The organism is Syntrophomonas sp. UBA5494 (assembly GCF_002426325.1).
Genome location: NZ_DIPG01000128.1, coordinates 13,826 through 19,742, shown reverse-complemented (window position 1 = coordinate 19,742; position 5,917 = coordinate 13,826). Strand labels below are relative to the sequence as shown.

The following is a 5,917-nucleotide window of genomic DNA, read 5'->3' as shown; positions in this document are numbered from 1 at the left end:
TCATTGGCCCGGAAGATCCCATGAATACCTTGAAAAATCATGAAGTGGGAGAAGGAAGAGAAATAGCGCCCGAGGGTCAGCCCAGCAGCAGCCCAATCCCGGAAGAAGATATCCCCAAGAGTGACTGGCCGGGAACTGAACCCGAGGAAAGGTTCCCCGGGGATCAAATCCCGGAAACACAGCCGGGCAATACTTTCGATTATACGGATCCGGAAACGGGGGTCACTTCAACCTATGAGTACGAACCCGGCTACACCGGACCCAGACATGGAGAAAGGCAGATACTGGTGGGCCAGGGTGACGGGCAAAGCTATGAAATCGAATATAATGCGGTCGAAGGCAAATGGGTCAATACCGAGTCGGGCAATGAATTTAATCCAGACCGATTCGAAGCATGGCAGAATGATGTGGCGGAGGATAAACGCCGGGCGGCAATAGATCTGGAAAAGATGGCGAATCGTCAGGATGGCAATAGCAAAGCGATTGATGATAACCTGGCTACCTGGAAGAACCTGGAGCAAATGCAGAAGGCAGTTGATAATCACAACATAGGCGAACCAGGCGGTCCGGGGGATATCGACCGGGCTATCCAGGAGTTAAAAAATGATATGCTGGCCGGCAAAGAAGTGGACCAGGGGAGAATGGAGCAGCTGAAGAAAATCATCGGCAACCGTATCGAAGGAAAAACCACCGGGGACTCGGGATTACGTAAAGAGGAAGGCTGGGTAGATACCCTTGGTTATGCTTTGGAAGCCAATCTGGCCACCGCCAAGGAGGTAGTGACCGGAGAAAAGGCGGATGGCAGCATATCGTGGAAGGGAATGGCAGCCCGGATTATGATAACAACTGCTACCGGCGGATTTGCCGGTAAGGTCATAGACGGCGGCTTAACAGTAGCCGAAGCATTGTCCCGGATCAAGGACTCGGTAGATAAGGGAGAATCAGATTTTAGAGCAGTTAGCAAAGCCATCGGGCTGGTAGTTTTGGGTGAGCAAGCCGGTTGGGCGATAGGCAAAGGCGGCAGTGCTCTAAATAAAGAAATGCTGGAGAGATTTCCCGCTTTTACTAATAAAGCGGCGGATTTTATTGAAAAGGCAGTGCTTAAGGGCAGTGCACTGAACCAGCAACTGAGCCGTAAGCTTGGCTTTATCAGTAAAGAATCAGCTGAATCAGCTTTGGATAAGATCAATAAACGCCTGGTGGAGATCGGCGGTGACCAGGCCGGAGAGAAATTTATGAAGCAGGCAGCAGGAAAACAAGGAGCTGCAGCGGGAGGGAAAGCTGCAGCAAAAAGCAGTGAGGCTGCCGCCCGAACGGCTCAAGTGGCTAAACCTACAGGCAAGCCGTCACTGAAGACGGTATCAGCTGAAACACCTGGTTTAAAAATCGACAACAGCAGTTTTAAAGAAGCGGGCCTTCCCCCTGATTTAAGAGGGATGCCGGCTCGTGACCAGAAATCTATCCAGGCGGTCTGTGATAAATATGGGGTGAAAGCCCATATGAGACCTACCAATCCTGAGTCAAGCGCTTGGCTGCAAAGCGGCCGAGCTCATCCCAAACCGGAGATGCTGAAGGCCAAAACCATAAACCAGCTGGATGTTGAGCTGGGATATCCCAAGGAGAATATCGGCACAGTAGGCTGCAGGAAACCTGATCCGCTGCCGGCATCGAAACCAGCCAATATGCCAGACGCGCATTGGAACAGCCTGCAAAAGCGCCATAGCCAGAGAATGACCGAATATACCGACCAGATAGCGAAATTAAAACACCTGGAAAAAGAGGGCAAAATCGTTTGGGATCAGAAAACCGGAATCATCTACAATAAGCAAACTATGAAGCCCTATTGCGGAGACCATGATACATTTGCCATTGTTGATGCGGTCAGCGGGAAACCGGTCTCGCCCCGGATGAATGAGCAGATCAACCGGGAATTCCAATCTCTGGGGGCTACTCAGCATCCCGAACATGTGGGCTGGGATTATTCAGGACTATCAGATAAAGTTCCCGACGGTTCGATTCCCGGAGCCCAATCACCGCGTGAAATAGCAGAATCCATTGATAGAAAGATATTGAGCGGTCATGGAGAAGGCGGCGAGGCTTTAAACACTTATGATCCGCTGCGAGGAGAAAAGGGCGGTTGGACTACTAACTGGTGGGAAGGGGGAGTCAGAGAATGAACACCATGAATGCACGGGAAAGAAAGGAATTTCTACAGCAATACTTTATCAAACTGGAAAAATGGCGGGAATATGACCTGACCCTGTTTCAGGATGGAAATGGAGAGGCCGTGGCGGTGGAAGCTGCAATGGAAAAGCTGCAGGTACAACTGGCAAAAATGAGGGATGAATATGACCAGTGGCTGCCGGTAGTGCCCCTGTCCCGTTGCCCTTTCAGCGGTGAAGCAGTTGATTATTGCATAGATCTGCTTGGTTTGGATGGTTTGTGGTGGAATTATGATGCTCCGGTAAGGCGGACGGAAGACCTTCCTCCCACCTATTTTGCTCTGGATGGAGCGGTGACGCTCCAAGGCAGTATTGATGCAGCCCCGTTTTTATGCAAACCTGGCGCCGGAGTCCCAGGGGTTCTGCCGCGGTTATTGAACCAGGAAGAAATACAGGCAGTTATTTCTTCATTTCCGATCGGCGATCATCAGGGTTATGCTATATTCTACTTTGCCGAAGATGCACCGGCTGATATGGTCAGGGTCAACACCTGGGGCACCCGTCTATATACTTTTTCAGATCAGGAGAATATGGTCCGCTGGGGTGAATTTGACTTAAATATAAATGATTATGATTTTGAACTGGGTAAATGGATCGAGGCAGGCAAGCTGCACTGGATAAAACCCGGGGATGAATCACTTACTTTAGTTTCATCCGCCGAAGATTGCCCCTATATCGGACTTAAGGGTAATCGAGAATTGCAGCGCATCGAACGCGGAGAAGTTTGGAGCGGAGATAGTTATTGAGTCATTGTTGGAAGTCTAATAAGGAGGGATTGAAAATGAATATGGAAAAGCCCGGTAGCATCGAGGTTTTCAAGCTGGCACCGCCGGATATCGACCATCTCTTCAGACGCTCCGGTCTGAACGGGAACAAATTATCACCATTTCAATATAACGCGGAACAGGCTGCAGTCAGCAGCCCATCCGAATCTTTTAAAGCCCTGGCCCAGAGTCCCAAACTCAATCAAATGGCCAGATGCGTACTGGAACCGGGTCTAAAAATTGAATTTAACCGCGGCGGGGGAGGTACTGCTGATGAAAAGTATTATCTCCTGCTATCTGACGATTATAAAACGATGGCAGCACAGTTTGTAAATTCAGAAGGTGATTTACTGATTTTGCTCTTTGACGATTTTGATGCTTATCTGGAATGGTGGTTACAAATATATGCTTCAACAGGTATTGGCAGTTATCAGGCAGTATTCCCTGAAGTTATGGAAACAGAAGTACTTATCTGTGCCCTGCACTGTATTGATATCTATCGCCGTTCCTACATGGAAAGTATGCTGGATTACAGCGGCAATTTGAATTTATCCCTGGCTACTTCCGATTATGTGGAACTTTTGAAACGGGCCTTAGCCAGCCAGGATAAACGGTGGCTCTTGCCCACAGTGTTTGAACTTACTCCCGGGCTTAAAAATAGTACGATTGCATTGAAACCGGAACATATCAAGCAGATTGAGGAGCTGGGTTTTCTAAGCAATAACGAGAATGTATTAACTTTGGGAGAACGTTCCCGCATTATGGGAACCGAATTTATAACCGGTTGGATGGGAGCTGCAGGCTTTCAGGCTACCGCTTTGATTGGCGGGGAAGAACGCAGCCTCTCCCGGGTATTCATGGCGACAACCGCTTTTACTAATCATCTTTGCTCTTTTGAAAACGAGGCGCAAGGTAATACGTGTTTTCGCCACCAAGCCCTTAACGCCGGGGAACTTAAACAAACCCTGGGCCAATGGATGGAATCCTTGCTGAAAGCTGTCAACCGGCAAGCTGCGGCCAAAATGGTTGGGCCTGACTCGGCACCAACAACTGTAAATGCCGGATCTAAAATGAAATTCTGCGGCCAGTGCGGCGCTGAGCTCAGCGCCGGCAAAAAATTCTGCACCAGTTGCGGAACGGCTGTTTAAAAAGGAGTGAGTTATGGTGAGCGACCTGAATTTCTGCCCGGATTGCGGAGCAAAAATAGCACCGGAAGACCGGTTTTGCGGTGAATGTGGATTTGACATCAGTACTTTGGAAGCTCCGTCCCATGATGATGCAGCCGCGAGTCATTCGCAGCAGGCTGCGGCGCCCATTGAACCGGTACAATTGGCCGCTCCGCCACCCCGCCCTGCCCAGCCCGCCAATCAGGTCGGGACAGCGCCTGTTCCACCGCCCCGGCCTTCTGCAGACACGATACGCCCTGATCCGCTGCAGCATACGGGAATGGGCAATACCAACGCTCTGGGCCGCGGCAGTTCAGGCAGCAAAGGCGGCTTGATCATCATACTGGCCGTGCTGGTGCTTGCGCTGGGAGGCGGACTTATTTTCTGGCTGGCCTCCCGGGGTGAAGATCCGGGGAAAGCCGCCCCGCCGACGGCCGCTCAGCAAAAAGGGGCGAGGCCGGATGAAACCCAGCCGACTGCGCCAGCACCGACAGTAGCAGAGCCGGCAACGGCCCAAGCTGATCTGACCCGGGCAGCCACTTATCTGTCCAACCCTGGATTGAAATGCACCGCATTTGTCAATTATCCGGACGGAACCGCGGGGATTGTGGAACGCACCAGCGCTCTGGTGGTTCCTGCCGAGGCGGTGCGGGTCAGTGAAGTGGAAACCGGGGTGGAGCAGGGGGAAGCATTCGGATATGGGTTCCACTATGTTGAAAGAGCAGACGGCACCTATTATATATTGGATGAAGCCCCGTATCAAATTTACCCGGTGCTGAAAAATGATCTGAGCGTGGGGCGGACCTGGGATTATCAGGATGAGTTCGGCAAGGTTGTCTGGACGGTGATCGATATGGGCGTGGACCTTAACCTTGGATTTGCTGTTTTTAAGGACTGTCTCCTGGTAAAAGAAGACAATCAGGCAGTACAGTATCAGTCGATCAGTTATTATGCGCCGGGCCGGGGCATTGTTCTGGTCACGGGTCCGGGCGGCTCCACCGAGTATTACAAACTGACAGCAATTACGCATATAGATTTGACTCAGGCAGCCGATACAGTAATAAAATGGTCCCCCAACTATAAGGACATTAATGACGACCGCACCCAGAGTTATTGAACCGGGTCAATCAGTGAAAAAGAGGGGCTTAATGTGGCGATTGCTTCAGGGATAAACGAATTATGGAGACGTATGGCGTTGCTGCTGGGCATATTGATTGGTCTGGCCATGTTTTTCTATGTGGCTCCGGCCATGGTCAGTGTAACTGCGGTGGATTGGGCGCAGGAGCAGACTGACGAACTGAAGTCCTCCAGCGGGATGGTTTCATCGGAACGCAAACGGCTCAGCCAACTACCTTTAAACGAATATATTCAGGAAAAAACCGGCGGGCGCATAGTTGCCTTGAATGCCGGCCAATGGCGGGATTTCTTTACTCAGGTGCAGCTGGCCGGCAGCGGTCAATATGAGAAATCGGTATACGGAAATCGGGTCAGTGAGGCCGACAAAGACGATTTTTGGCGGCCCGGCGGCCTGGTGGCAGTGTATTTTAAGCCTGATGAGATCCCCTGGGTCGACTGGGGACTGCTCCCTGAAGACGGCCAGACTGGCTACATCAGCATCAGCGCGGCAGGACAAACCGCTTATCTGGAGCTGCGCTACCGTGATTACAGCAGCACGGTAGGCCCTATGTCATCTCCTTACCGGGTGGCCCCGGGGTGGCTTTTTCATCCTTATCGCACCAGTGGTATGGCGGTTATGGCGGCGGGA

Annotated in this window: 5 protein-coding genes; all 5 read left to right on the top strand. The window is 51.3% G+C overall.

The features are described from left to right. Positions 1-2,177 (top strand): hypothetical protein (locus B3W37_RS14465; protein WP_483176223.1); only part of this gene is annotated, 2,177 nt, incomplete at its 5' end. Continuing rightward, entirely contained in the window at positions 2,174-2,968 is a 795-nt protein-coding gene (locus tag B3W37_RS14460) for a hypothetical protein (protein WP_483176222.1), read from the top strand. The genes B3W37_RS14465 and B3W37_RS14460, both read left to right, overlap by 4 nt. A 35-nt stretch (positions 2,969-3,003) precedes the next feature. Further along, positions 3,004-4,134: a zinc ribbon domain-containing protein gene (locus B3W37_RS14455; RefSeq protein WP_483176221.1), complete on the top strand. Its 1,131-nt coding sequence runs from the start codon at positions 3,004-3,006 to the stop codon at positions 4,132-4,134. Between the two features lie 13 nt (positions 4,135-4,147). Continuing rightward, on the top strand, positions 4,148-5,269 hold the full coding sequence (locus B3W37_RS14450; protein WP_483176220.1) for a zinc ribbon domain-containing protein: 1,122 nt from the start codon (positions 4,148-4,150) through the stop codon (positions 5,267-5,269). A 33-nt stretch (positions 5,270-5,302) separates the two neighbouring features. Beyond that, positions 5,303-5,917, top strand: a 615-nt coding sequence (locus B3W37_RS14445) for a hypothetical protein (RefSeq protein WP_483176219.1), incomplete at its 3' end; no start/stop codon positions are given.